Source organism: Nostoc sp. ChiQUE02, from assembly GCF_034531305.2.
Lineage (GTDB): Bacteria > Cyanobacteriota > Cyanobacteriia > Cyanobacteriales > Nostocaceae > Nostoc.
On sequence record NZ_JAVRBN020000002.1, the window covers coordinates 226,874 to 253,390 of the forward strand.

General features: G+C 41.6%; 23 protein-coding genes, 2 pseudogenes and 1 CRISPR repeat array. Of the genes and pseudogenes, 7 read left to right on the top strand and 18 right to left on the bottom strand.

Going from position 1 to position 26,517, the window contains the following annotated elements; translation table 11 throughout:
• Positions 1-744 precede the first annotated feature (744 nt).
• Positions 745-1,110, top strand: a complete 366-nt coding sequence (locus RM347_RS03180) for a hypothetical protein (protein ID WP_322718040.1) — start codon at positions 745-747, stop codon at positions 1,108-1,110.
• 101 nt (positions 1,111-1,211) lie between these two features.
• Here the strand turns inward: RM347_RS03180 and RM347_RS03185 are convergent, their stop codons facing one another.
• Complete coding sequence (locus RM347_RS03185) at positions 1,212-2,441, bottom strand: TetR family transcriptional regulator (RefSeq protein WP_322718041.1); 1,230 nt, start codon at positions 2,439-2,441, stop codon at positions 1,212-1,214.
• A 172-nt stretch (positions 2,442-2,613) separates the two neighbouring features.
• Between RM347_RS03185 and RM347_RS03190 the strand changes: the two genes are divergently transcribed.
• The 3 genes and pseudogenes from RM347_RS03190 (at position 2,614) to dusB (ending at position 5,546) form a co-directional block, all read left to right on the top strand.
• Complete coding sequence (locus RM347_RS03190) at positions 2,614-3,471, top strand: acyl-CoA desaturase (RefSeq protein ID WP_322718042.1); 858 nt, start codon at positions 2,614-2,616, stop codon at positions 3,469-3,471.
• 121 nt (positions 3,472-3,592) lie between these two features.
• A pseudogene (locus RM347_RS03195) lies at positions 3,593-4,414 on the top strand (Rpn family recombination-promoting nuclease/putative transposase).
• 76 nt (positions 4,415-4,490) lie between these two features.
• On the top strand, positions 4,491-5,546 hold the full coding sequence (dusB, locus tag RM347_RS03200) for a tRNA dihydrouridine synthase DusB (RefSeq protein ID WP_322718043.1): 1,056 nt from the start codon (positions 4,491-4,493) through the stop codon (positions 5,544-5,546).
• Between the two features lie 188 nt (positions 5,547-5,734).
• Here dusB and cydB read toward each other — a convergent pair whose 3' ends face one another.
• The 10 genes from cydB to RM347_RS03250 all read right to left on the bottom strand — a co-directional run bounded on the left by cydB (position 5,735) and on the right by RM347_RS03250 (position 17,981).
• Entirely contained in the window at positions 5,735-6,748 is a 1,014-nt protein-coding gene (cydB, locus tag RM347_RS03205; protein ID WP_322718044.1) for a cytochrome d ubiquinol oxidase subunit II, read from the bottom strand.
• A 24-nt stretch (positions 6,749-6,772) separates the two neighbouring features.
• Positions 6,773-7,006 (bottom strand): hypothetical protein, encoded by a 234-nt coding sequence (locus RM347_RS03210; RefSeq protein ID WP_428850506.1) that lies wholly within the window; start codon positions 7,004-7,006, stop codon positions 6,773-6,775.
• A gap of 13 nt (positions 7,007-7,019) precedes the next feature.
• Positions 7,020-8,465 carry a cytochrome ubiquinol oxidase subunit I gene (locus RM347_RS03215; protein ID WP_322718046.1) on the bottom strand — a complete coding sequence of 482 codons (1,446 nt, stop codon included), beginning with the start codon at positions 8,463-8,465 and terminating at the stop codon, positions 7,020-7,022.
• Between the two features lie 532 nt (positions 8,466-8,997).
• Positions 8,998-9,968: a CRISPR direct-repeat array (repeat unit 37 nt; unit sequence GTTTCAATCCCTAATAGGGATTTTGGTTAATTGCAAT).
• 744 nt (positions 9,969-10,712) lie between these two features.
• Positions 10,713-12,458, bottom strand: coding sequence for a GTPase HflX (gene hflX, locus RM347_RS03220; protein WP_322718150.1), 1,746 nt, complete (start codon positions 12,456-12,458; stop codon positions 10,713-10,715).
• A 178-nt stretch (positions 12,459-12,636) separates the two neighbouring features.
• Complete coding sequence (locus RM347_RS03225) at positions 12,637-12,960, bottom strand: TPR end-of-group domain-containing protein (RefSeq protein ID WP_322718151.1); 324 nt, start codon at positions 12,958-12,960, stop codon at positions 12,637-12,639.
• Between the two features lie 9 nt (positions 12,961-12,969).
• A complete protein-coding gene (locus RM347_RS03230; RefSeq protein WP_322718047.1) occupies positions 12,970-14,097 on the bottom strand; it encodes a tetratricopeptide repeat protein in 1,128 nt (375 codons plus the stop codon).
• Positions 14,094-15,422, bottom strand: a complete 1,329-nt coding sequence (locus RM347_RS03235) for an AAA family ATPase (protein WP_322718048.1) — start codon at positions 15,420-15,422, stop codon at positions 14,094-14,096. The genes RM347_RS03230 and RM347_RS03235 overlap by 4 nt, the downstream gene beginning before the upstream one ends.
• Positions 15,423-15,634: 212 nt before the next feature.
• Positions 15,635-16,615 (bottom strand): 7,8-didemethyl-8-hydroxy-5-deazariboflavin synthase subunit CofG, encoded by a 981-nt coding sequence (cofG, locus tag RM347_RS03240; RefSeq protein ID WP_322718049.1) that lies wholly within the window; start codon positions 16,613-16,615, stop codon positions 15,635-15,637.
• Between the two features lie 87 nt (positions 16,616-16,702).
• On the bottom strand, positions 16,703-17,464 hold the full coding sequence (gene crtW, locus RM347_RS03245; RefSeq protein ID WP_322718050.1) for a beta-carotene ketolase CrtW: 762 nt from the start codon (positions 17,462-17,464) through the stop codon (positions 16,703-16,705).
• 313 nt (positions 17,465-17,777) lie between these two features.
• Positions 17,778-17,981 (bottom strand): high light inducible protein, encoded by a 204-nt coding sequence (locus RM347_RS03250; protein ID WP_322718051.1) that lies wholly within the window; start codon positions 17,979-17,981, stop codon positions 17,778-17,780.
• A 248-nt stretch (positions 17,982-18,229) separates the two neighbouring features.
• On the opposite strand from RM347_RS03250, the gene RM347_RS03255 reads away from it, so the two are divergent.
• Positions 18,230-19,048 (top strand): SDR family NAD(P)-dependent oxidoreductase, encoded by an 819-nt coding sequence (locus RM347_RS03255; protein WP_322718052.1) that lies wholly within the window; start codon positions 18,230-18,232, stop codon positions 19,046-19,048.
• An 84-nt stretch (positions 19,049-19,132) separates the two neighbouring features.
• Here RM347_RS03255 and RM347_RS03260 read toward each other — a convergent pair whose 3' ends face one another.
• From RM347_RS03260 to RM347_RS03285, 6 genes and pseudogenes are all read right to left on the bottom strand, one after another.
• Complete coding sequence (locus tag RM347_RS03260) at positions 19,133-19,579, bottom strand: SRPBCC family protein (RefSeq protein ID WP_322718053.1); 447 nt, start codon at positions 19,577-19,579, stop codon at positions 19,133-19,135.
• A gap of 19 nt (positions 19,580-19,598) precedes the next feature.
• Positions 19,599-19,787 carry a CPXCG motif-containing cysteine-rich protein gene (locus RM347_RS03265; protein ID WP_012411100.1) on the bottom strand — a complete coding sequence of 63 codons (189 nt, stop codon included), beginning with the start codon at positions 19,785-19,787 and terminating at the stop codon, positions 19,599-19,601.
• 11 nt (positions 19,788-19,798) lie between these two features.
• Positions 19,799-21,445: a B12-binding domain-containing radical SAM protein gene (locus RM347_RS03270; protein WP_322718054.1), complete on the bottom strand. Its 1,647-nt coding sequence runs from the start codon at positions 21,443-21,445 to the stop codon at positions 19,799-19,801.
• Positions 21,446-21,466: 21 nt separating this feature from the next.
• Positions 21,467-21,721, bottom strand: a complete 255-nt coding sequence (locus RM347_RS03275; protein ID WP_334774063.1) for a SemiSWEET transporter — start codon at positions 21,719-21,721, stop codon at positions 21,467-21,469.
• Between the two features lie 112 nt (positions 21,722-21,833).
• Positions 21,834-22,058: a hypothetical protein gene (locus RM347_RS03280; RefSeq protein ID WP_322718055.1), complete on the bottom strand. Its 225-nt coding sequence runs from the start codon at positions 22,056-22,058 to the stop codon at positions 21,834-21,836.
• A 13-nt stretch (positions 22,059-22,071) separates the two neighbouring features.
• Positions 22,072-22,302: pseudogene (locus RM347_RS03285) on the bottom strand (ISKra4 family transposase); the annotation flags it as partial.
• Between the two features lie 295 nt (positions 22,303-22,597).
• Here RM347_RS03285 and RM347_RS03290 point away from each other — a divergent pair.
• Positions 22,598-23,032 carry a DUF2358 domain-containing protein gene (locus tag RM347_RS03290; protein ID WP_416211890.1) on the top strand — a complete coding sequence of 145 codons (435 nt, stop codon included), beginning with the start codon at positions 22,598-22,600 and terminating at the stop codon, positions 23,030-23,032.
• A 31-nt stretch (positions 23,033-23,063) separates the two neighbouring features.
• Complete coding sequence (locus RM347_RS03295; RefSeq protein WP_322718057.1) at positions 23,064-23,303, top strand: HNH endonuclease; 240 nt, start codon at positions 23,064-23,066, stop codon at positions 23,301-23,303.
• Positions 23,304-23,415: 112 nt separating this feature from the next.
• Here RM347_RS03295 and uvrA read toward each other — a convergent pair whose 3' ends face one another.
• Positions 23,416-26,304: an excinuclease ABC subunit UvrA gene (gene uvrA / locus RM347_RS03300; protein ID WP_322718058.1), complete on the bottom strand. Its 2,889-nt coding sequence runs from the start codon at positions 26,302-26,304 to the stop codon at positions 23,416-23,418.
• Positions 26,305-26,517: the final 213 nt, after the last annotated feature.

Consider the following 26,517-nt stretch of genomic DNA (forward strand, 5'->3'; position numbering starts at 1 on the left):
AGTAAAAAGCTGAAACCTATAATATAAGATATGCTTTTCCAGCCTAAATTTCTGTTGGATGCAGAGTTCTCGGCTTAATGCCTCAAGCGACATCAATTAGTCACTATACAATAAAAATCCGGTTTTATTACTGAACTTACTTATGTGGTGCGCGAAGCGCAGCGCAAGCGCAATAGGCAGGCAAGAGGCAAAAGGCACTCTTGCAAAAGGATTCTAGAAGATTAAGGTCTACTGAGTTTTTTTCACGCAATCAAATAGGACTCCTATAGTTGAATTATATTTATGATACTTTTCAGCGCGATCGCCTTCGCCGTAAATCGGGTTAAGGCAAAAAAACTCATCATCTAATACTTCAACACGATTTCAAAGTACCTCAACACGACTTGGAAGTACTCCAACACGATTTTAAAGTACTTCAACATGACTTTGAAGTACCTCAACATGACTTTAAACTACCTCAACACGACTTTGAAGTACCTCAACATGACTTCAAAGTACCTCAACACGACTTTAAAATACCTCAATATGACTTTAAAGTACCTCAACACGACTTTGAAGTATCTGTCGCTTACCTAAGGTGACTTTTTTGACAAACTGAATAAAAATTTCAGTACAATCCACTAAAAATAATTAGCTCGATCTTAATTTGCTTTAATTTTTCCGAATTATCTCTCAGAGAAGTTTATTGTTGCATTGGCTAGAGTACATGCAGTAATCCTATAACTTCCTTCAGGAGCGCATTTTATGGCACGACTAAAACGCAGTTCACCGGCTCTAGAAAAGGCTCTCCGTCGAATTGCAGGAATGCGATCAATTAGCCCGACGCTAGAATTTGGCAACGGATTAAATTTGACAAACTACGACAACTACATCCAAAACTTGCAAACCCAGCTATTAACCTACAACACTTTACTCTCTACCCTGGATGAAATGACGGGTCGCCTCTCTCTAATTGAAGAAGAATTGGGCGGCTATTCTGAAAAGATGTTAATGAGTGTGGCAACGCATTATGGCAAAGACAGTTTGCAATATGCCCAGGCGGGAGGCAAGTCACGTAAGAAATTATCACGCCGTTCGAGCAAGACCCAATCTTTATCTGATACCGTTTAACTTTAAGGCTGATACAGATGGCAGGTAGGGGAGGCAGGGAAAGTAATTTGTATCAATAATTTAGTGAAATGGTATGAGAGTACAGCTAATCTCCCCACTCCTTATCCCGGTTTATGATCCAAACGGGTTGCTTGCTCTAGGGCGGCTTTTTCTTTGGCTCGGCGGACATAGGGTTGTAATTGGACGCGATCGCAAGCTGTGAAAATACTCAGGTTTTCTAAGGTGACCCCCCGCATCAACATTTCTACGCGCCAGGTTTGTTGTGCCTGGGCGATCGCTGGTGCTTGTGCTTGGGGAGTTAATAATCCCTCACTCCATACTTGCCAACGTGTCTCAAGCTCTGATTCTGAGATGGGTGTACCTATATCATTCAGAAACATGGCTGTTTGAGTATCTTTACGACTTTTCAGCCATTTGATTAAGGGATTATTGGTAAAAGAACCGTAGCGTTTACCCAAAATCCACTGATTCACAGGCACTTGACGAATAAATCCTGGAATTGTGATTTGCAAGAAGTGCCCTTGAGTATCGTAGATTTGGTGCGATCGCTCTAAGCTAATTATTTCTGTGGTGGATAATCCAGCTCCAAATAACACATAAGCCAAGGCATAATCTCGGATTCCGAATTTCCTGGCTTGTTGCAGAATTTCGTGAACTAAACTAGCTGGTAAATCAGCTACTTCTGTGGTGATGAACCCTCCTTGTAAGGAGTTTGTTGCTGATTCTGCTGAAGATGACATGGCTCCATGTAAAAATAACTCCACCAAATTTTCCAGAAAATCATCCCGATCTTCCCAAAGTTCATGAAATTCGCTGGTGAACTCAATTACGGCATATCCCAAGATCATCCCATTCAGCAAACTGGCTAATTTTTCTGCGGGTAAATAGGTATTTAGGTGTCCTTGCTGGATTACAGTAGCTAAATACTGAGCTACATAGCGGTTTGCTTCTGTTACTCCCCTGCCTAGGGCGCGGCGATTTTCTGCCGGAAATTGGTCGGCTTCACCTACCACAGACCGGACGAACTCTGGCACTCGTTCTAATGCATGTAAAGTGTCACTTGCATAATCTTTAAGAGCTTGGTAGACATTGCCAGGAGGTGTTGCCCGCCGTACCAGCGACTCACCTAAATCCTTAAAAGCTGCGGACTCTTCCAGCACAGCCAAAAGCAGTCCATGCTTATTGCCAAAATTCCGAAATAGAGTCACTTCGTTGACTTCGGCTTTTTCAGCAATTTGGCGGGTTGTGGTGGCGCTGACTCCGTGAGCAGAAAACAACTCAAGTGCAGCTTGAATCAGGCGTTGACGAGTGGAAATGAGTTGAGACGACATAGAGAAATGCAAGTGGCACTTGCACCGATATCAGAGTTCTGCTAGCATAACAAATGTAAGTGGTACTTGCTTTACTCTACTGTAACGGACTAGTATACAGGGCGGGTAAATCCCTGTGGGATTATGCCCAAGAAAAGGCAAATCGCTCGATCATCCATCAACAGGAATTTTTATGACCGCAAATTTTGGGGCGATCGCCCCTGAGAGAGGCAACTCACCTCGACTCAGTTGGACGAATGTAGTATTTTTTGCTGCATTTCATGCCTTAGCACTTATGGCTCCTTGGTTTTTCTCATGGTCAGCATTAGGTTTGCTAGTGTTTCTCCACTGGTTATTCGGGAGCATTGGTATTTGCCTGGGATATCACCGACTACTGAGCCATCGGAGTTTCCAGGTCCCCAAGTGGTTAGAGTATGCGATCGCCCTCATTGGAGCGCTGGCTTTGCAAGGAGGGCCAATTTTTTGGGTAGGTGGACACCGCCAGCATCACGCCCACACAGAAGATATCAATTTAGACCCCTACTCTGCCCAAAGAGGATTTTGGTGGAGTCATATATTGTGGATTTTCTACCCACGTCCAGAATTTTTTGACTATGACACCTATAAAAAATATGCTCCTGATTTAGCAAGACAACCCTTTTATTGCTGGCTAGATCGCTACTTTTTGCTGTTGCAAATCCCCTTCGCACTGCTCCTATATGCTTTAGGAGGATGGTCTTTTGTCTTCTATGGAGTGTTTCTCAGGTGTGTCTTGCTTTGGCACTCAACCTGGTTTGTGAACTCAGCATCACACCTGTGGGGTTATCGCACCTTTGATGCCAATGATGGCGCTCGTAATCTATGGTGGGTATCCCTCGTCACTTATGGAGAAGGATGGCACAACAACCATCATACTTATCCCCACATGGCAAAATCTGGGTTGTCTTGGTGGGAAATTGATGTTACTTGGTGGAGTATCCTAGTTTTGCAGACTTTGGGTTTAGCCAAAAAGGTTGTCTCACGTCCCCCTCAAGGTGCAACTCACGGCTAAATTGCAACTAAATTATCATGAATTTATTATGCCGATTGTTTCCCGCAATCGGCTTATTAATTTTTATCAGTAGTATTTCACGGTAAAATCTAACGGTTTAAATCACCGCAATACATCAAGCGTGAAGACTGACAGCATTTTTTATCGCCTTTTTCAAGAATTTCCTGACATCTTTTTTGAATTAATTGGTAATCCACCCCAAACGGCAGAGGGTTATAAATTCTCCTCAATTGAAATCAAGCAAACAGCATTCCGCATAGATGGTGTTTTTCTGCCAACACAAGGGGAAGAAAATCCGATTTACTTTGTTGAAGTCCAGTTTCAAACCGACACAGAAATTTATTCCCGCTTATTTTCAGAAATTTATTTATATTTACGCCAAAATAAACCTAAAAATTCTTGGCGAGGAGTAGTTATCTATCCCAATCGCAGTTTAGATACAGCAGATATCAAAAATTACAGTGAATTTTTCACCAGTCAGCGCATCAGTCGTATTTATCTTAATGAATTAGGTGAAACTGCATCATTGCCAGTTGGAATTGCTACGATGAAATTAGTGGTTGATGAAGAGGATACAGCAATTACATCTGCTAGGCAGTTAATAGACTTCAAGCCAGCAAGAAATTAACATCGAACCACAACGGCGGCAGTTACTAGAATTGATAGAGACAATATTAGTTACAAGTTTCCGGCGATGAGTCGAGAGGAGATTGAAGGTATGTTTGGGTTAAGTGATTTGAAACAAACACGAGTTTATCAAGAAGGCAAACAAGAAGGCAAACAAGAAGGCAAGCAAGAAGGAGCGCGTGAAGAAAAGTTTAGAATGATACCTTTGTTGTTGAGATTGGGATTGAGTTTTGAAGAAACAGCGAAAGAGTTAGATTTGAGTCTAGAAGAGATTCAGCAAGAAATGCAAAAACAGCCTCCAAGTCAAGATACGTAACCTAGAATTATCGTTTATCACAGATACCCCTAAATATTTCTGCTATTTTCAGTTCCCATAATTTTTATTTTCTTGTATGATTTCGCTCTCTCCCATTCTCCAAGCTAGACTCTCCCAACCCCTCAAAATTGGATCGTTTGAGGTAAAAAGTCGGGTTCTCCAGTCGCCTCTATCTGGAGTGACGGATATGGTGTTTCGCCGTCTTGTGCGTCGCTATGCCCCAGATTCGATGATGTATACCGAAATGGTGAATGCTACAGGGTTACATTATGTCAAGCAGTTACCCAAAATCATGGAGGTAGACCCCAATGAACGTCCAATTAGCATTCAACTATTTGATTGTCGTCCAGATTTCCTAGCGGAAGCAGCAATCAAGGCAGTTGCAGAAGGTGCTGACACTGTTGATATTAATATGGGTTGTCCGGTAAATAAAATCACTAAAAATGGTGGTGGTTCTTCGTTGTTACGGCAACCGGAAGTGGCAGAAGCAATTGTGCGAGAAGTGGTAAAAGCTGTTGATGTACCTGTGACAGTAAAAACCCGTATTGGTTGGAATGACAACGAAATTACTATTCTCGACTTTGCCAAGCGGATGGAAGATGCAGGGGCGAAAATGATCACAGTACATGGACGCACCCGTGCCCAAGGGTACAATGGCAATGCCCGTTGGGAATGGATTGCCCGTGTAAAAGAAGTGCTTTCTATCCCAGTGATTGGGAATGGAGACATTTTCTCCGTTGAAGCAGCTGTGAAATGTTTAGAACAAACTGGCGCTGATGGCGTCATGTGTTCCCGTGGAACTTTGGGTTATCCGTTTTTGGTGGGAGAAATCGATCGCTTCCTGAAAACTGGGGAGATATTACCGGCACCTACTCCGATTCAGCGTTTGGAATGTGCAAGAGATCATTTACAAGCCTTGTGGGAATATAAAGGCGATCGCGGTGTGCGTCAAGCCCGTAAGCACATGACTTGGTATGCTAAAGGTTTCGTAGGTGCTGCCGAACTCCGAGGACAGCTAAGTTTAGTTGAAAAAGTAGATCAGGGTTTGGCAATGATTGACCAAGCAATTGAAAAATTGGCTAATGGTTATGAACTAGAGGAAGAAGCGCAAGGTAGTTTGGTGATGCTTTAAACAATTGATTTTACCACTAGCTTTGGGTGATATTGCTGGTTGTTAAAAGTGAGGCGATCGCTTGGATATTTCTGCTTAGTACAGTTTTGCATAACATCGTAGCGTTTTTAAATACTGAGGAACCCAAGGTACGCAGAGTATTGCCAAATTTAATTCGCTAGGAATTAATTAAATGCTATACTCCATCTTTATTCCCCATAGTGACCGCCAGTCACCTTACCTCGGAAAACAATGTACTGGTAAAGGTTATAGAACAGCATCACCGGGATGAGAAAGCCAATAAAGATGAGCATAATTACCAACGAACTGGGATCGGCAGATGCTTCATAGATAGTGATTTTATTGGGAATAATGTAGGGGAACACAATCAATCCTAAGCCAATAAACGACAACGCAAACAGCAGAATCGTCCAAACAAAAGGTGCTCTTTCTTCTTTCCGGTCAAGACTTCTAATGAGTTGCCAAATTAACCACACTCCCAACACGGGAATGATGGCAAAGATATAAACTAGAGGCTGCTGAAACAAGCGCAACCTAGCATTTTCATAAATTATTGGTGTCGTAATCGTGATAAAAATCGCGCCAATTAAGGTTGTCCAAGCAGCAATTTTGGCAGTTTTATAATGAGTTTCCTGCAATTCCCCTGTAGTTTTCCAAATAAGATAGGTTGAGCCAATCAGTACATATCCTTGAATCAATGTCAAAGCCACCAGCACCGATGGAAGGCTCAACCAATCCCAAGTTGTACCAATAAAGTGCCCCGCCTCATCAACATTAATACCCTTCAGCACAGCACCAAGAGCGAATCCTTGACCAAGTGCGGCACTAAAACTCCCCGCCCCAAAGGCGAAATTCCAAAATAATTTGCGGTTTGCTTGTTCACGAAACTCAAATGCTACGCCACGAAAGATAAACCCAAACACCATTAGAAAAATTGGGATATATAAAGCATTTAAAATCGTGCCATACGCTAGGGGAAATGCACCAAATAGACCTCCAGCCATGAGAACTAGCCAAGTTTCATTAGCATCCCAAATGTTGCTCAAGCTAGTCATCAAAATGCCCCGGCGTTCATCATCAGAGGAGGTAAGAGATAATATCCCCACCCCTAAGTCAAATCCATCTAGCATGACGTAGAGGAATAAAAAGAGAGCTAAAATCACAAACCATACTTGGGGCAGAAGATAGTTGAGCGTCTCCATAAAATTTCCTAATGAATTTGGGTATTAGACATTGGTCAAAGGCTCAACTTTCGACCTCAAAGGCTCAACTGTCAGCCTCAAAGGCTCAACTGTCAGCCTCAAAGGTTCAACTTTCGACCTCAAAGGCTCAACTTTCGACCTCAAAGGCTCAACTGTCAGCCTCAAAGGCTCAACTGTCAGCCTCAAAGGCTCAACTGTCAGCCTCAAAGGCTCAAACTTCCTTATCTCCCTCACCTCCCCACCTTTTCCACTCTCCATTTTCAAAATAAACTCACTGTTGTGCTTCCACAGGGCGTTCATCTGGAACAAACTCTCCAGGGGTTGTATCTACTGCGGGTTTAGTAATTTCTACACCTGGTACTGGTAAGTCGAGATTTGGGCCTCTCTGGATAATGCGGCTGCCAAAGTACAAAACTGCAATAAATAAAAAGCTGTAAACTGTAGCAAAGCCAGTTAGTGAAACTAAGACATTACTAGCGGGTAGACGAGAAGCAGCATCAACCGTGCGGATTTGCCCGTATAGTGTCCAGGGCTGTCTTCCTACACAGCGGACAATCCAGCCTGACTCTACGGCGATGTATCCTAGAGGAGCTGCAAACATCCAAGCCCGCATCAACCAACGCTGTTGAGTAATATTTTCTGGTGAGAGTTTACCGCGTAACCATTGCAGAGTAGTCAATAGCACTAATCCGGCTAAGAAAAAGCCAATGGCAATCATGACGCGGAAAGCGTAGTAAATCAAACCCACCATGTGAGGACGATCTTCTGGTTTCCATTCCTTTAAGCCACGTACTGGTTCAGAAAGATTCTTTTTGAATTCCAGAATGTATCCCAGCGCATTGGGAACAGTGATTTCCCAGTCATTTTTTTGCGCCTTTTCGTTGGGTATAGCCACAAGACTCCAATCCGCAGGCTGTCCCGCTGGTGAAGATTCCCACTGTGCTTCCATTGCTGCGAGTTTTGTGGGTTGGTAGTGATAGACTTGTTCGCCGCTCAAATGCCCAATGTATATTTGTAATGGAGCAACTGCAACAGCAGCGGCTAAAGCAATCTTCAAAGAGTACGAAAAGAAAGCTGGATGACGTTCCTTGAGAATGTACCAAGCACTAATTCCACCAATAACAAACAGCGAAGTCTCCAGTGTGGCAAAGAACATATGCAGCACACTGTTGACCATGAAGGGATTTAAAATTGCTTGAAAATAATCGTGAACAACAAATTTACCATTGACCATTTCTCCACCCGAAGGAGTTTGCATCCAGGAATTTGCTGTCAAAATCCACAGGGTTGATAGGTTTGCGCCAACGGCAACTAAAATTGTTGAGAGATAGTGAATGGTGGGATTAACGCGTTCCCAACCAAATAACATAATCCCTAAAAAAGCAGCTTCCAGCATGAATGCCCAAGAGGCTTCAAAACCGATGACGCTGCCAAAAAAGTTGCCTACCGCTTCCGAGAAAGGTGCCCAATTAGTGCCAAACTGAAATTCCATTGGGATACCCGTTGCTACACCAATCCCAAAGTTCAGGATGTATAACTTAGACCAAAAGCGAGCATGGAGGTAGTAGTCTGGATTACGAGTCTTTAGCCATAGTCCCTCAATGATAACCAGATAAATTCCCATCCCTGTAGTCAAGACGGGCCAAAGTATATGGAATATCGCAGTCAGTGCAAATTGCATCCGTGATAACACAACTGAATTGGATAAAAATTCCATACTTGTATTCCTCTATTGAAACTCCCTCTAATTTTTTATTTGAGTCCAAATTCAACAGTCCAAAATTTTTAGGTGGAGATTCTATACTATTCAAGTTTCTTTTTTAATTAAACATAGATTATCAATAGATCGGGGAAAATATTCTAGCGATCGCTACTTCCAAAAGCTTGATTAATCATAATCAAATGAAAGCAAATTTCCGTATATTTTCTCTTTATTAAACCTTCTTATATAGAAAAGCATCCCTCTATAGATAGGGAAGCTTTTATAAATTGTCAGTGAATTAGTAATAGATGTCAAAAGACAAGAGGTCAAAGTTAGCACAAAAAGAGATATTGGCTAAGTTTTATATCTCCCACTTTCATAAGTTAAAAACCTCGTCTACACGGGCAAAATCTACCTATCGCACTTGCTTGGTGCACCATGCGGGTTATAACAAGGGTCTTACTTGTTTATTTTTTTAGTCCGCGCAGATGGATTTGGTTTGTATAACTGCAATTGCTAATGGCCCTGGCTCTTGCTTTCCCGATGCGTTTCAATCCCTAATAGGGATTTTGGTTAATTGCAATCTGAAATACTTCGTTTTCGCGATCGCTTAATCTTAAGTTTCAATCCCTAATAGGGATTTTGGTTAATTGCAATTCTAATGGTTTAGTGGCGGGTTTGCCACAGAGGTGTTTCAATCCCTAATAGGGATTTTGGTTAATTGCAATGGAAGTCAATCGACACGCCGCAAATTTTTCGGGTTTCAATCCCTAATAGGGATTTTGGTTAATTGCAATTTGTGATGTCTCCGTATATGGGAATTTTGAACTCACGTAGTTTCAATCCCTAATAGGGATTTTGGTTAATTGCAATTTCGCTGAATATTATCTCTGATATTGTGATAGTTTCAATCCCTAATAGGGATTTTGGTTAATTGCAATCAATAGTCCCAATAACGCGGGACACAACGCGAAGTTTCAATCCCTAATAGGGATTTTGGTTAATTGCAATTTTTAGACACATTGCAAGCATTCAGAGACTTTCAGTTTCAATCCCTAATAGGGATTTTGGTTAATTGCAATTGCACTTGTTGTAGTTGGCTGTGCAGTCACTGACGTTTCAATCCCTAATAGGGATTTTGGTTAATTGCAATCCAATTATAAAAATGTGCTTGCCGTCGATCGCCTCTGGTTTCAATCCCTAATAGGGATTTTGGTTAATTGCAATCTAACATTTTACTGCTATATGCTCGATTGAAAAGTTTCAATCCCTAATAGGGATTTTGGTTAATTGCAATGTTAATCAGTGTTACTTATAAGCGTGGTAAGACCCGTTTCAATCCCTAATAGGGATTTTGGTTAATTGCAATGTATAATTCCACCTAATCCACCACTTGTGCTGGTTTCAATCCCTAATAGGGATTTTGGTTAATTGCAATTACAGGAAGTAAGGGAAAGGCTTATAAGAGTAGACTTGTGCTGGTTTCAATCCCTAATAGGGATTTTGGTTAATTGCAATCGCTGGCGTCTGAAAGCTTTGCTGTATTTGGTTTTCAAGGTGCAGTTGCGTCAACCACTGAATCATAACACAGGGAATAGTCATAACACCAGATGGAAATCGCTGAAAACCAGTCCCAGTAAGGTGCGTAGATCGTTTTAAAGTTCCATTGCCCTCAAAGTCTTGTATAGAAGAGCGTGCAGCCATTTTTTGCCCCTTCTGATTTTGTACACCTACCCATCGGCGCATTTGGCAAGAAAATTAGCCTGATTGCCGAGAACTACCTCTACTGAAATCCTCCATACACTGATTTGGAGTACCAAACGAGCGTGAGTAACTTAGGGCAAATAGTTAAATCAATACATTACAAGGTTGTATATAGGAATCCGATTTGATTTCTGAAAAAATCTAAGTATCTGTAGGGTGTGTTATCGGCGAGAGTACGGCACCAAAGCCTTCGGACGGTGCGTTAGCCAGAGGCATAACGCACCCTACGTATATTTCAAAAATCAAATATGAGTCCTATATTAGACTTTATTCACAAAATAAAAAATGTAATTACTGTATTAGTTCCAAAGAGGAAAATACCATTAATCAATTGTTGTAGCACGTATTTTGCAACATTGTCATTCAGCAAATTCCACATAACTCGATAAAGCTTTAGCAAAGAGCAAAGCAGAAATATCTGTTATTTTCAATAGAAAATGCCGTAGTTAATAGTAACTACGGCATTTTAAACTAGAAGTTAAAAATTTATTTCGGTATTTACTGAGAGTCAACGGCGTATTCAATCAGTTTGGCAAGGCGCTGGCGTAGGGTTTCTAATCCCAAGCGCTGACTCGCAGAAATAAATACCGCGAGGGGAAATTCTTCTCTAGCTAAAGCCAATGTCTCACTATTGGCTTGATCAATCTTGTTAAAAATCACTAGTGCCGGGCCAGGAGTTATTGGCATTTGCGCCAAGATTTCTCTGACTGAGCGAATATGACGCAACCAAGCGGGGTGAGACAAATCCACCAAGTGCAGTAGGGCATCGGCTTCTGTGACTTCCTCTAAGGTGGCGCGGAAGGCGTCCATTAACGATGCAGGCAGTTCGTGTATAAACCCTACTGTATCTGTAATCAGAATCTCCTGATGTTCATTGGTTTCGCCATAAGGAATCACCAGGCGGCGCGTGGTGGGATCGAGAGTGGCAAATAACTGGTCGGCTGTATAAACTTCTGCATTCGTGAGAGCATTCAGCAAAGTGGACTTGCCAGCGTTGGTATATCCAACTAAAGCTACTGAAGGAACTTCTCGATGCTGTCTTCGTTGCCGTAACCGCGAACGATGGGCCTGTAACTGAGTTACTTCTTTTTGCAGTCGGGAAATACGCTGCCCAATTGCACGGCGTTCAGTTTCCAGTTTGGTTTCACCAGGGCCACGAGTCCCAATACCACCACCCAATCGGGACATGGTGCGACCTCTACCAGCCAGTCGCGGTTGCATATATTCTAGCTGTGCTAGTTCTACTTGCAATTTACCGGCACGAGATTGAGCGCGTTGGGCAAAAATATCCAAAATTACTTCGGTGCGGTCAACTACCCGGATACCAATTTGCATTTCTAAGTTGCGGACTTGGGAGGGTGAGAGGTCGCGGTCGAAGACGACGAGATTGACTCCTAGTGTTTGAGCAGTTAGGGCAATTTCTTGCACCTTACCTTCGCCAACTACTGTCTGGGGATGAACGCGCGATCGCTTTTGTTGTAATGTCTGTAATACATCTCCCCCAGCAGTATCAACTAAACGTGCCAATTCTAATAGGGTGTCTTGGAATTGTAGGGGAGTCATCTCACTGGTCATCAGCCCCACAATCAGCACGCGATCGTGGTCAGCATCTACTTCCTGGGCGATAAATTCCCGCTGGAATTCCGCTTCCAAATTTTCTACCAAGTCTACTAAATCCTGGTCTGCCAGATCGTCCAAGTCCAGAGGTGGCGATATATTCCAACTTGGAGATTGGATTTGGCTTTCCCCTATCTTGGGAGCAGCAGGACTAGTAATCAGGGTGCGAGACTCTTGGGGTGTCAGATGAGCTAGATAAGCTTCTTTGACATAGCCAGTCGCACCGCCTCCCCGCCGTGTAAATCCGGTTCCAGTAATATTTAGGACAACTAGGGCATCTAAACGTTGCAGTGCCATCGCCGTGAGCGCCGCCTCATTTGGCGGTTCTGGCTTGAGATGGGTAGCGATACAACGAATACCACTGAGTCGTTCTGCACCGTAACGGGGCAATTCCATCGGTGGTATTTGCGTTTGGCGCGGTGTGCCTACCCCGACGCGAATCACTTGTCCGCGACGGTTGATGTAGGCGCACACAGGCTGATTGACTTCTGTGCTAATTGCTGCCAGACGCTGGGAAAACTCAGGCGTGGTGATGCGATCGCCTGGTATGCGCTGGTGATACAGCCGCTGTAGTTGCTTCAGCTGGCTGGACTTCAGACCTTGGAGATTTCCAAAAATAGTTTCTATAGGCGTTTATGACCAGTTAAATGGCCCCCCGAATCCTTATATGTCTATTTTACAACAGGGTTTAGGCTCCTATCTCTCTCCTTTGAGGGATGCATTGTGAATTAGTTCACCGTGGGTATTTATTTGAGGCTATTTTGCTGGTGCTTGTCTGCACCTGAGCGATCGCTATTAATTTCGGTTATTCAATTAAAGCTTGAAAGCGCTCATTTTCCCGGATAGCATCAAAATCTGAGTCCGTTTTTGCGATCTTTCGATATTCGTCAGGATTCAGATTAATTGCTTTTTGTAGGTTTTCTAGTGCCTGTTCAATATTATCTTGGAGAGCATAATAGCAAGCTTTACTGTACCAAGCTTCGTGATAATCTGGTTTGATTTTCACTGCTTGGTCGTAGGATGCAATCGCTTCTTCATTACGTCCTAATTTGCGTAGCGCAATGCCCCGATTGTACCAAGCTTTGTGGTAATCTAGCTTAAATTTAAGTGCTTGGTTATAGGATGCGATCGCATCTTCTTAGCTTTTTAAATTCCATCGTGTTATAGCCCGAAGGTTCCAAGCCAAATAATCATCTGGTCTAATTTTCAGTGCTTGGTCGTAGGATGCGATCGCTTCTTCAAAACGTTCTAATTTTCGTAGCACAATACCCCTATTGTACCAAGCTTGGTGTAATTCTGGTTGAATTTCCAGTGCTTGGTCGTAGGATGAAACCGCTTCTTCATTGCGTCCTAATTTACCTAGCGCATTGCCCCGGTTATACCAAGCTTGGTGGTAATCTCGTATAATTTTCAGCGCTTGATCATACGATGCGATCGCTTCTATATTGCGCCCCAAATTCGCTAACGCATTACCTTTACCATTCCAAGCATAATGATAATCAGGTTGAATTTTCAGTGCTTGGTCGTAGGATGTGAGAGATCCTTCATACTCGTTAACAGCAACTAACAAATTTCCCATTTTAAATAATAAATTAGACCTACGAATTAATTTTTGATATGTTTCACTAAGAAGTTCCTGAATTTCCAAAATTTTCTCTATCTTTTGTTCAGTATTGAGTTGCAAATATTCTTCATAGTCTCCTTCCAACAAAAGACGATTTGATTCTTGTTCTACTAATTCTGGCGTTGTCGGTAATTCAAACACGCCAGAACGCCAATCAAAAAAATCTGGGGCGCGGTGAATAAAATAGTTTATCGAAAATGAACGCAAAAGAAAAACAAAGCTAATGGGAAAGTCATCTCTAAAGCGTTCTCGCTGTTGGTTTAAATGATTTAAAATATGCGGAACACTGGTTAAATTGCTAAATTTTCCTTCAGTAATTTCACCAAAACTTCTTTTTTCATACTTATATAAAGAATATTCCAAACCCTTAATTAATAAAATATCAACTTGCTTGTCTTTAATAAACTCTGTCACTGGCTGATATAAATTATCAATCGCCTCAACCAACCGCAAAACTGCAATCTTTTTCTGCGGAATGTCCTGGGGAAGTTTGACAATCAACTTGTCTGCTTCCACAGGTGTACATTGGACAAAAAACAAACCAAATCCTGATTTACGCTTCAGTGCGCGAAGCAAGTCTTGATAAGCTTCTTCTGGTTCTGGGGATAAATCATCATCCCAATCGCTTAAATTTGGGTTCATGAAAGTTTCGCTACGGCTTCTTTAAATTCTGGAATTCCTTGAATCAGTGGATGAATATCATACCAACGCTGCATCTCTCCATCATCATCCAAATAGCGGTATTCTAAAAGACAACGGTTATACATCAAACTCCGATATAAGTCATCATTAATAATCCGCTTAGAACAAGACACTTCCGCTAACAGACGCCATTGATGATTTTCCACAGCGCGGCGATAAGTATCTCTGGCTTGAGTAATTGCTCGTCGCACCGCCTTTTCTGAAACAGGTAATTCCTCACTGCGTCCAATGGCATCTTGAGTTAACAATAGCAAATTCCTCACATGACCTCCACTCATTAAACAAAGTCTGTCTAAAGTTTGGGGACTGTCAAAAATTTCCTTCTCTAGTGATAGTTCGGGGGCAATTTGCCGGACTCGCTTGTTAATTACTTCCTTAACTTTCTTGAGTCCTGGCTGGTAAACTTCCCCCTTGAGAGTGTTGACCATAATCATCGGCAAAATTTGGGGGTCGCCGTAGATATCTCTGAGGTCTGTTGCCCTGGTAGAATACACCATTGAAATGGGGACAGTGTAAATCAAATGGCAATCTAAAGCTTGGAGTTGTTCGCTGCGGTCTAAAAAGACTTCCTCATAGTTGGTGCGGCCATCGCCGTCTTTAACTAACACCATCCGATCTAAATTATCGACAATTACGGCCAGTTTATTGTAGCTATTGGGTAAGTGCTGTTTTGCATCCACCAGAAACTCATTTAACACCTGAATTAAAGTTACGGTGTGAGGATCAATTTTTTGACGAATCTTTTGGCGTAATTCAGGAACAGCTCTTAAATTTGCGGTCAACTTGGCGAATTGAGCAAGCTGCACTTCTACAGCCATCTTCTCAAATTCTATGGGAGTCAGCGCCAAATCTTTTAAATCTACCCAACGATCTTTCAACCAATCGAGTATGGGACGAGGACTAGCAATTCCTTTTAAATCTTTGAGCAAACGGCGGGTACAGGCGAGGAGAATATCTGTATATTGGGCATCTTCAGAATCGATATCCTCTTCATCAGCTGCAAAATAGACTACATAAAATTTCCGATTTTCTAAATACTTCTTTAACCTGAGTAATTCTGTAGACTTCCCTGCACCCCGATGACCAGAATACAATTGGCAAGTATTTGTATTTGCCAATTGCATCCGATTTCCCAATTCTTGCAAAATATCCGCATCTCCCCGTACATCCTGACAATCTACATATTTTGGATCGCCTGCGGGTAAGGGTTCAAAGGGGTTAAAGGCGTTGTAGAGGTTTGCGAGTAAGTCAGTACTATTAACCATAGGTAAAAAATATAGCAATGATGCTCATAATAATCGAGATCATACAGAATTAAGGTAGATGAATCCAGTTCAAAGACTCATTAATGGAGTTCAAAGGCTCATTAACGGAGTTCAAAGGCTCATTAATGGAGTTCAAAGGTGGATGAACGCACCTCAAATACTCGTCAGCAAAAAAACTACTACGAGATGGGAAAATTTTTACTTTCCTATTCTTATGAAAAAGAAACTGGGTTTAGAGTCTTGCGCCAGCGCTTCACCTCTGTTTGTAATTCTCCCGACAACCAACTATCAAATTGCGGATAAATCGGTAAACGCGGCACCAATTCCCACCCCGCAGGTTGTAAAATTTCTCTCAATGCCTGTTCCTGAACATGAGGATAATCGGGATTTACTTCATCTTTTGGCCCAATTCCACCCAAATCTCGCGCACCAGCTTCGATACAAGCCAGTAACCATCGGTCATCTTTAACTAAATTGGGCGGAATTTGAATAGTAATATCTGGCGGTAAAATCTGACGTGCTTTAGCAATTACTTCTGGTAACTGATGAGGGTCAAAAGGTGGTGCATCAAAGGTTTGCTGATATCCTGGACTATGAGGTTGCAGGATAACTTCTTGAATATGGTGATAACGTTGATGTAGTTGAGATATAGCTGTTAATGTTTCCCACCAATCATCTACACTTTCCCCAATTCCCAACAGTAACCCCGTTGTAAAGGGAATCTGCAACTCTCCCGCCCATTGCAATTGTTGTAAACGAACTTCTGGTAATTTACTCGGTGCGTGCCGATGTACACTATTTAACAATGTTGGCGTTAACTGTTCCAACATCAGCCCCATCGAAACATTCACACGCTTGAGTTTTTCCATCTCCTCAAAACTTAATGGCCCCGCGTTTGTGTGAGGTAAAAACCCCATTGAAAGCGCTAATTCACACAAATCATAAATCCGCTCAAACCACGCCTGACGCCTTGACGAATGGGGATGCACTTCACCGCTGAGTATGAGGATTTCACAAACTTTTTCGCTTTTAAGTGATTTTAAAATACTCTCTGCATCTGAAAGACTCATCCAGGTACTTTTACCCGGTTCACTGCGAAAGTTGCAGTAACTACATCGATTAAAGCACTCGTAAGTGGGAACGATTGTATAAGCAGGGCTATAGGTGACAAGACGAGAATTATTAATTGGCATAAGCAGGATAATCTAAAAGAATGCCTTGCTCAAACTATATAGATTACCGTGTGACTCTTGTTGCCATGAGATTTAAATAAACAAGAACTATTTTGCTTTGTAAATTTCTGGTAACTGCCACCAAGGAACATGAGGATACTCGTGATGTTCTTCGTGGTAGCCAAAATGATAGCACGTGAGAAATGACCACCAAATTGGACGGCTAATCGTTTGAGAACAATGAGGCTGAATATAACCTCCTATGGGTTCACTATGGGGTAGAAAAGTACCAAAATAAAATAATTGGAATGAACTTAAAAGCGAGGGAATCACCCAAAAGCTTGTTAGATTAGCATGGGGTATATGAAGGATGTGATTAGCAAAGTGATAGATAAGAGTCAGAGCAATGATTTGTCCCCAACTCCAGTAACCTTTCATAAAATGAAAATACCAAGCAAAGAAATTTTTGTGTTTCCCATTATGAAAATCTGGGTCTAGTTGACTTGCTGGATTGTGGTGATGCATCCAATGTTTTTTCAATAGTTTTTTATAGGGTAAAAGGCCATAAAGAGATAGAGTTAATGTTCCAAAAAAATGATTAATCTTGGTATTTTGGGGAAACACTACGCCATGCATAGCGTCATGAGATGTAATAAATAATCCCGTGTATAAAAAAGTTTGCCATAGGATAACAGGCAATAACATCCAAAATTTTAACTTGGAGACGTCAAGAGAAAGTAATAAACTCAGGCTAACAACCCATGCGCTAACAATGACAATAGCAATGAAAAGTCCTTTAAACTGAGATTTACTTTTCACTACTGGGGTAAGTTTTGTTTGATGACTGGGTGGTTGTTCTAATTGAATCACGCTTTTACTCCGCCTAGTATTCAGGTGAAAATTCCTAAAATATAGTCACCACAAAAAATACTAACCACCAGCCAGAAAACTCTTTTAGTGATCAGCATTTCGCATTGGACAGTGCCAATACTTTAAAATGTTTCTAAATATTAAGATACTTTAACTATTATTACACATAGAAGCGGATACCAACAAATATTTTCGGTTGAGAGGTTCGAGAATATATGTAATAACACTATTTGGCTTGGTAATTATAGAAACTAGACTTTTCCATGTATTACTTTCTAAACAGCCGAAGCTGGCGAAAAGGATAGTAACATAATTAGCGGTAAGAGTAGGGTATGAAGTCGAGTACTTCTTGCATTACACTGTAGCCGTTAAGATCCCAAATTAGGTAAGCGACAAGACCAACTATAGCTAAACGACCGTTCCAAAGTTCCGACTGAGGAGTAAATCCCAACTCTAAGGCATTACGATCCTTGCCATTGTATGCGTTTTCTGTTACATCACTTGGGTAAAGTGTCATTGTTGATTTTCCTGAAGAATTAAATTATCTTTCTCATCCTATTTAACTAATAAATTAGAGCTATCTGTCTGTAGTACTAAAGTGTAAACAAGTCTAAAGGATGAGATTTAGATTGTCAGGAAATACTTTGAAATTAGCGAAATAGTATTTAAGTTATCAAAAAAATCTAACGAAAGTTAGAAGGTTTCCTGGGTGTTATTGCCGAAACTAAGAAAGAGCAAATAATGATATTTTAAAAATTTTATAGTATGGCTCCTACGGTACTGATTACAGGTGCTTCTGAAGGTATTGGTAAAGCAACTGCTCTTTTATTTTCTCGGCAAAAATATAATCTTGTAATTGCAGCTCGTCATACTAACCATTTGGAAGCTGTAGCGCAGGAAGTGCAAAGCCTTGGTTGTGCAGCACCATTGACTGTTACTTGCGATGTCACTGACGCCTCTCAGGTACATACATTGGTGCAAAAGGCATTGGGGCATTATGGTTATATAGATGTGTTAATAAACAATGCAGGCATCTTCGCATCGGGACCAGTAGAGCAGTTTTCTCTGAGTGATTGGCATCAAATTATAGATACTAATTTATGGGGATATATCCATACAATTAATGCCCTTTTACCTCATTTTCTCCAGAGAGGAAGTGGAACCATTGTTAATTTAAGTTCCATCGGTGGTAAAGTACCTACTGCTTACTTGGTTCCCTACTGTACTAGTAAGTTTAGTGTAACAGGTTTAACAGAAGCGCTACAAGCAGAATTGCAACCAAAAGGTATTCATGTTTGTGGCATTTATCCGAATTTGATTAATAGTAGTTTGATGGAACGAGCAGTTTTCCGGGGTAAGGATGAGCAAGAGGCTCAAAGGCGGCGTGAACAACTCGAAAATGTGTTGAAAAATCCTATAGTTGAAAAGCCTGAAGATGTGGCAAATGCTATTTGGGATGCAGTCAAGAATAAGAAGTCGGAAGTAATGGTTGGTTCGGCGAATTTCTCCCAGGTTTTGTATCGGTTGTTTCCTGGTTTAATAAAATGGGTTTCCCGACAAGGCTTGAAGAATCAGGATAATTAATTTTTGCCAGATAGGTTAAAGGGCTGGAGTCGCTTACTAAAACTAAAAGTAAATCATTCGGAAACAGGAATGGCCATTAGCTTATCAGGACTCGCACTCCCGTTTAGTTACATAGTGGCGGTAGCGAAACATTGCTTCTAATTGCGCTTGCACTAGCCAACCACTGACAAATTCAACAGCTCCTCCACCAGGCATAGAGAAGGAAATAGTGTCAGTTAATCTGGTTTTGCCATTTTCCGGTTCAAATTCATGTCGATGTACCCAAGATTCAAAGGGGCCAGATATCTGTTCGTCGGTAAACAGGCGATATTTTTCACATTCGGTATGACGGGCTAACCAAGTTAAGGGTAATGGGCCAAGAAACAAGCGAAATTCGGTGATAGCGCCCACGTTTAGCCCTCCTTCACGACGAACCACTTGGACTGGCTGCCAAGGTGGATTCAAGAGTTGCAAAATATCTGGCCTTTCGTGAAATTTCCAAACTACTTCTGGTGAGGCATTAATGATTGAGGAATGTTTAAAGTGCAGCATGGAAAGAAAAACCTAAAATTCAGCTTTCAGATTCAGTATCAATTTCGATATCTAGGGTATCTTCATCAACCCGCACATACAAAATATTTGGGTTACAACAAACTTGACAATCTTCAACGTAAGATTGCTGTCCTCCAGCACTCAAATCAATAAAAGTTAAGTTCGGTTCGCCGCAATAGGCGCAGTAATACTCAGCTGTGTTTTGCATCAAGTTTTCAGCTAGGAATTCAATGGCTGTAATTCTTTTGGGGATGGATTAATATAACTCTTAGCATCAGCCAAATGCTTTAGTAGTGTAGACTGTGGCAGAGGTCCTTGCAAGTGGCTCCAGGGTAATACTTGTTCTGTTGACCATTCGGCGTGGACGTAGAAATCTAAGTCGGGGATTTGTCCTTTGAGTTGCTTGAAAGCACGTTTGTAGCTACCCAAGGAGTCGCCAAAGTCACGAGTAAGTTGCAGGAGTTGGGAAAGTCTGCGATCGCCTCTCGATAACAAAGCTTGTATAATCGACCAATTATAGCTTTCTGGGCGAAATTCTATTCCCTGTGGTTTTAGCTGTTTTTGCAAAAACTGCAACCGCTTTTCGGCTCGGCGATTTACCCCAAACCATTGAAATGGTGTGTGTGCTTTGGGTACAAAGGTGCTGCATCCATATGTTAACCGCAATCCCGGCGCAGCTTTTTTGATATTACGCATCATCGCCACGGTTTGCTCTAAATCCTCTGGTTCCTCACCGGGAATTCCTGCCATTCCGTAGAGTTTCAAGCTTTTTAATCCACCAGCTTTGGCATTTACCGCCGCTTGGATAATTTCGTCATTATGCAGCTTTTTGTTGATGATTTGCCGGATTTTTTCGGAACCACTCTCCACTGCAATGGTAAGCGATCGCGTGTCTCGTTTCGTCAAAGTTTCTGCTAACTGCACTGTTACAGTATTGGTTCGCACTGAGGCAATACTGAGACGAACATCATCATACTTTGGCTGACTAATATAATCTAGCAAAGTCTCAAATTCTGGATGCTGTGTAACAGAAGCCCCCAATAATCCTAGCCGATTTGTGACTTCTAAACCTTTTGCGATCGCTGGAATTAATGAATCTTCCAGACTGGCTGTTCTAAAAGGTAGTGTGAGATAACTCGCCAAACAAAAGCGGCACATTTCTGGACAACTTCTCACCACTTCCACCATGTAAATATTTTCCCATGCGGCTTTTTCGGTGACTACAGTCGATGCTGATAGTGTATTACCTCTGTAAGTTTGCTTTTGCACCACTGCGGGAATTTCGGGAGAAATCGGTTTAATGGACTTTACTTCACCATCTTTAGTGTGATATTCCACCTCATACAAACTGGGGACATAAATTCCTGGAATTTGTGCAAGTCTTTTTAGTTGAGTTTGTCTTGAGGCATTTCTTACTTCTTTGTAAGCCTCAATAAAATTCCCTAACAGGATTTCGCCATCCCCCAGCAAAATGACATCAAAAAAATCTGCAAAAGGTTCGGGATTAGCTGTGAGAACGGGCCCACCACCAAAAATTATCGGATGTGAATCATCGCGAGAAGTTGCCAGAATGGGAATTTCTAAAGATTCCAGCAGATTTAAAATATTCACATAATCCAGTTCCCAGGAAATCGAAAATCCTACAATTTCTGGGGTTCTGGGGAGTTGTTCGTAAGTATCTGTAAACAGGCGACTCACCTGCACATCATCATGCATTGCTAAGGTTGCCCAAACCACTTGATAGCCAAGGCTAGTGATACCTACGCTGTACTCGTTGGGAAAGGCAAAGATTATGGGGATAGCGTTAGTGTCTGGGGTGGTGGGCGTAAATAGAATACGTTCAGAGTCAAAGACAGATGATGTCACAGGTGTTTCTTAGAGGCAAGTTTATCTATATTTAATTTTAAGCCATAGAATAATGAAGTTAAAAACCAATGTCACGGCGTTAGCAAGAATAATTGGCAAGGATTGTAAATAAATTCCATAGATTAGCCATAAAAAAATACCACTTATGAATGTAATCAGCGTAATCAAAGAAACATCTTTTGCTGATTTTGTTTGCCAAGTTTTAAACATTTGTGGCAAAAAAGAGATTGTGGTTATTGTGGCGGCAGCTAATCCTAAAATTGTTAAAAAATCCATGCGATGCAACCATATCGATTCATTTGTAGTGTAACGCTAGAGTAACACTTGCATTACATTAAATTTTACTTAGTTCCTCTTTTGATTTTCTGATGTAATTTTATTTTCTGATTCAAATTTTATTCTTTAAATTTTTCATATAAGACTTCGCCCGACCATACCGCTGTGGATCTTTGTTTAGTAGGTAGGTTATTACTTGCCGACGCTTGTTTTCATCCTTAGCATTTTTCACTACTCGCTTGATTTCAGAATCTATATCTCTAGGATCTGCCTCACGTTTGATTGCTTCTTGAAACCAATAATAACCATCCGAATATTGATGCCGGGAGCATCCCATTTTTGAAAAAATATCAAATAGCGAGTTGACCATTGAGATAGGCACAACGTAATTGTAGTATGGAGGGAACATTGAATGGATGCCACTGAGAACCAGAAAGTTTCAACCTCATACCGATCTGTTTAATAGCAGACTCCACTGCCCCAGAACCAACAGAGCAAAGCTGTTTTGCTTGATAGTAAGCATAATTGACAATTCGGCTCCGATGCTTGTTCAAATAAGCACAAAAATTCTTCGCCTGTTTCTTGCCTAAATCAGCGAAGAAAGCGTAGGCTAGCAAAAACCGTAGGCATCGTACTGTTTTTTCGATCCCTTTGAGAGTCTCTAATGCCTCTGGTGATGTATTTTTATACAGGATTGACGCGATCTCTTTTGCAGCGGCTTGTAAACGTTGTTTTTCTTCGGGGGTCATAGGTTTAGCCCAAATTCGTCTTCCGTAGTCCTTATACTAGACTTTCCTTTGGTATTTTTGTATAAGTGGGATCCTCCCTACATCTTCAATTTGGCGACGGTTGTTAAAAAAGATTTTTTAAGGAAAAATGCGCGTGGAATCTCAATTATCGATGGAACAGGTAATTAAAACTTTAAAAGAGGATTTACCAACACTTTTTGAAAAAGATATTTCATATCACATTTATACACAGGATATCTATTTTAAAGACCCGGTAAATACATTCAAATACAAATTTAACTATCGGATTATATTTTGGACATTGCGATTTCATGCTCGGCTATTTTTTACCCAAATTTACTTTGATGTACATGAGGTTTATCAGTCAGCCGAAGATACGATTCTAGCAAATTGGACGGTGCGGGGAGTGTTGCGCGTTCCTTGGAAAGCTGGTTTGCTTTTTAATGGCTATTCAACGTATAAACTCAATCAAGATAATTTGATATACGAACATATTGACACATGGGATCGAAAACCTGGGGAGATTTTAAAGCAGTTTTGGCAAAAGGGGGGAGATGGCTAATTAGCTGTTTTCCCAAAACAACCTCGAAAAGATGAAAACTAGAGCTAATACCAGTGAAATCCAAGGTAAAAATTTTTCACGGGAGACAAAAGCGGCAGCTTTCATCAGAGATGCTTTACCTAAAGTTCAACGATGTAAAATTTGTGGTGGCTATCTCCACAATCATTCTATATCTATTGACCACAAAACAAGAAAAGCAGATGGTGGCTTAGGTTCTTTAGATAATGCACAGTTGACTCATCCATACTGCAATACAACATTCAAAAATTAAATATTTTTAAACCAGACATAAAGTCTAGATTGATGGTGCTTTACGGTAAAGCCTAAACTTGGCATTCTCAACAAGCTTTGTCAGATGCTTTATCTTTCACTAAAGCACCGTGCTACTTCTTCACCGCCGGATACTGTTTTAACACCTGCTGCAAATATTGCCCAGTATAAGACCTGGGATTTTTTGCAACTTCCTCTGGTGTACCCACAGCAATCAATTCTCCCCCTTTGTCGCCACCTTCTGGCCCCAAATCTATCACCCAGTCAGAACAACGAATCACATCTAAATTGTGTTCAATTACTAATATTGAATTACCTTTATCTACCAAACGTTGCAACACATCTAACAATTTGTGGACATCGTAAAAAGATAACCCTGTTGTCGGTTCATCGATTAAATAAAGTGTCTTACCTGTGGCGCGTCGAGATAGTTCTGTTGCCAATTTTACCCGTTGCGCTTCACCACCAGATAAGGTAGTCGCAGGTTGTCCTAGTTGGACATAACCCAAGCCAACATCAAATAAAGTTTGCAAACGCGCGATCGCTTTGGGGATATTCTGGAAAAAGTCTAAACTTTCCTCAACTGTCATTCTCAGAACATCAGAAATCGACTTATCTTTATACTTCACCTGCAAAGTTTCGCGGTTGTATCTTGCACCTTTACAAATTTCGCATTGCACGTAAACATCAGGGAGAAAGTTCATTTCAATAACATTCACACCCTGTCCGCTACAAGCTTCGCAACGTCCACCTTTAACGTTGAAGGAAAATTGTCCAGGTTTGTAACCCCTAGCTTTCGCTTCTACTGTTTGGGAAAAAACATCCCGAATGGCATCGAAAATTCCTGTGTAAGTTGCAGGGTTAGAACGTGGTGTGCGTCCAATTGGGGATTGATCGATAACGATCGCTTTATCAATCGCGTTTAATCCCTGAATTTTATCCAAATGTCTGGGTAAGGGAACTTTCTTAGTTAAATGGTGTTGCAGAGATGGATATAGTAATTCGTTAATCAGTGTAGATTTGCCAGAACCAGACACACCAGTGATGGAGACAAGTTTACCTAATGGAATGTCTACATCTATATTTTGTAAATTGTTGCGATGGGCATTTTTAATTCCCAAACTGCGCCCATTTCCTTCTCGGCGTTCTGCTGGTGTCGTAATTACTCGCCTTCCTGATAAATATGCACCCGTCAAAGAATCTTCTGCTGCTAATAACGCCTGAAAATTACCTTGGGCAATAATATTTCCGCCGTGAATTCCTGCACCAGGTCCGATATCAACTATATGGTTAGCTGCACGAATTGTTTCTTCATCGTGTTCAACGACAATTAATGTATTACCCAAATCGCGCAATTTCGTTAAGGTTTTGAGCAACCTGCCATTATCTCGTTGATGCAAACCAATACTTGGTTCATCTAAAACGTAGAGAACTCCTGTTAAACCCGAACCAATTTGCGTTGCTAGACGAATCCGTTGGGCTTCGCCACCGGAAAGGGTCATGGCGGGACGGTCAAGGGTGAGGTAATCTAAACCTACATCCAACAAAAATTGCAATCTGGCTTTGATTTCTCTCAGGACTAAATCAGCAATTTGTAACTGGCGATCGCTCAACTTGAATTGCTCAATTCTCTCTCGACAATCCCGAATTGATACGCTAGTTAATTCTAAAATTCCATATTGTCCCAACTTCACCGCCAAGGCTTCCGGTTTTAACCGTTTTCCCTTACAAACTTCACACGGTTGATCGATTAAATACTGCTCTAATTTTTGTTTAACTAATTCCGAACCACCCTCATACTGCCGTTGCAAAATTGGAATAGCACCTTTAAAACTCTGCTTCCTCCCTGCCTCTGCGGCTCGTTCATCTTTCTCTCCATAGAGAACAATTTGCTGTTGTTCTTCTGTTAGCTTGCTCCAATTTGTCTGTAACTCAAAGCCATAAATCTGTCCCACACTATAGAGTAATTCCAAGTAATAAGAATTATCTTTTTCTGACCAAGGCGCGATCGCAGCATAAACTGGCGCTTCCCAATCGGGTACGATCAAGTCTGGCGCAAATCTCCTTAAAGTCCCGATGCCATGACAGTGCGGACAAGCACCATAAGGCGAGTTAAAGGAGAACAATCGCGGCGATAGTTCCTCCATTACCGCCCCATGTTCTGGACAGGCAAAATTTTCCGAAAATACTAATTCTTCTTCTTTTTCTTGTCCGTCGTCACCAAGCAGACTCACAAGAATGGCTGCAATACCACCCGATTGCTTGAGACACGTAGACAGGGAATCAACCAAACGCTCCTGGATACCATCTTTTTTTACCAAGCGGTCAATTACCACTTCGATGGTGTGGGTAAAATTTTTATCCAATTCAATGGAATCTGACAGCTCGCGGATCTCGCCATTGATCCGCACGCGGACAAAACCTTGAGAAGCCAGACTTGACAAAAGCTTACGGTGTGTGCCTTTCTTCCCCCTGACAACGGGTGCAAGAATTTGAAAGCGGGTGCGTTCTGGTAATTCCATGATGCGATCGCACATCTCATCGATTGTCTGGGGTGCAATACAGCGATCGCATATCGGACAATGGGGTTCACCAGCCCGACCAAACAACAGTCGCAAATAGTCGTAAATCTCTGTCACCGTACCGACAGTAGAACGGGGGTTATGAGAAGTTGACTTTTGGTCTATGGAAATTGCTGGACTTAAGCCTTCAATTGCTTCCACATCCGGCTTATCTAGTTGTCCTAGAAATTGCCTTGCGTAGGCGCTGAGGGATTCCACGTAGCGACGTTGCCCTTCAGCGAAAATGGTATCAAAGGCTAGGGAAGACTTACCAGAGCCAGAAACGCCAGTGAATACGATTAGGCGATCGCGTGGCAATTCCAAGTCAATATTTTTCAGATTATGCTGCCTAGCACCCCGAATCCGAATGGTATTCTGGCTGTTGTGGCTGGGGTACGGAAGATGTCCATTCAAGGATGCTGCTAGCTGTTGGTCTGACATATTGGGCGGCGAAGAGGGAGTTTCCTATGAAACAGTCCTTAATAATACTATCTTTAATCAGTTTATAGTAGAACAATCGTACTGTTATAGATAGTTATTCCTCCAGATTCATGCCGCAGACATCCTTACCTATAGAATAGATTGCCCAAGCTTTAGGCTTGTTTATTGGGATGGTGCGTTAGCCAAGGCTATAAGGCATCTTATAAGCTTACT